Origin of the sequence: Thermoflexibacter ruber (assembly GCF_900113045.1) — a bacterium.
Taxonomy (GTDB): domain Bacteria; phylum Bacteroidota; class Bacteroidia; order Cytophagales; family Thermoflexibacteraceae; genus Thermoflexibacter; species Thermoflexibacter ruber.
This window is the reverse complement of record NZ_FONY01000121.1, coordinates 1-1,221: the sequence shown is the minus strand read 5'-3', so window position 1 is coordinate 1,221 and position 1,221 is coordinate 1. Positions and strand designations below refer to the sequence as shown.

1 protein-coding gene is annotated in these 1,221 nt (G+C 39.9%); it reads left to right on the top strand.

What is annotated here, in order from left to right:
• The first annotated feature begins 160 nt into the window (after positions 1-160).
• The gene (gene ubiG, locus BM141_RS22465) at positions 161-964 is read left to right on the top strand and encodes a bifunctional 2-polyprenyl-6-hydroxyphenol methylase/3-demethylubiquinol 3-O-methyltransferase UbiG (protein ID WP_091549664.1); all 804 of its coding nucleotides are present in this window, start codon (positions 161-163) and stop codon (positions 962-964) included.
• The last annotated feature ends 257 nt before the right edge of the window (positions 965-1,221 follow it).

Genomic DNA, 1,221 nt, shown 5'->3' with positions numbered 1-1,221 from the left:
AGTGTAATTTTCAAATATACTATATTTATTAATATTGAACATTTTTTATCATAAAAAATTGACTTTTAAACAATTACCTCAATAACTCACGTTAACCGCAGTTAATCAATTATGGCATGACAGGTATGTATGTTTGCATCATCATTTAAAGCAAAAAGATATGCAAACTATTTCAAACGACATCTACAATCGCATTGACAATCAATTTTACAATGCGGAAAAAGACATCTGGTGGAACGAAAATGAGTTCCTAAGTCTTTTAAAAACCTCTTTCAATCCGTGCAGGTTTGGGTATTTCCTAAAACACTACACCAACACATTAAAGCAATCCGCAAACGGCAAAACTGCCCTTGACGTAGGTTGTGGTGGTGGTATTCTTGCCGAAGAATTTGCAGCAGCAGGATTTTCTGTAACAGGGATTGACCCTTCGGAAAATTCCATCAGAACAGCCGTGAGCCATGCAAAGCAAAACGGATTGAACATTCATTACGAAACAGGAACAGCAGAGAAACTACCTTATCCCGACAATAGCTTTGACGTGGCGTATTGCTGTGATGTGTTAGAACATGTGCGTGATTTAAACCAAGCCATTGCGGAAATCAGCAGGGTTTTGAAGCGGGGAGGCGTATTCTTTTTTGACACGATAAACCGAACACCTTTGAGCAAGCTCATCATCATAAAAATTTGGCAGGAATGGAAATCAACGGCATTGGTGCAGCCCGGACTACACGTTTACGAAATGTTTATCAAGCCTGCCGAATTGAAAGAGCTTTGTTTTGCTCACGGAATAGAAGTAAAGCAGGTAAAGGGAATGTCGCCAAACGTAAACCCAATCAAGCTGATTAGTTTGCTTAGACAGAGAGCCAAAGGCAAGCTGACTTTTGCAGAGTTCGGCAAAAAAGTAAAAATGATTGAGAGCAATGACCTGAAAGTAGGTTACATGGGTTATGCGGTGAAACGGTAATCAGACAGAAAATACGAACCGACTGACAAGAAGCACGAACTGCTAACATGGGCTTGGCGTAATGGCGGGTGAAGTGCTTCGTATGAACATTATTGCTAAATTTGAACTTTGGTGCTTCGTATCAATTGTAGTGCTAAAAAGCCGCCACTACGCCAAGCCCAGAACCGTTAGCGGTTATTGTAAGAATAAATTTTTGATGCGGTTTGTGCTATCAAACTACTTTCTGCTAAAAGTTTTGCGACAAAGTGCGTTTTTTC

Coding starts and splice junctions, on each gene's coding strand:
- ubiG (WP_091549664.1), top strand. CDS start 161: ATGCAAACTATTTCAAACGACATCTACAATCGCATTGACAATCAATTT.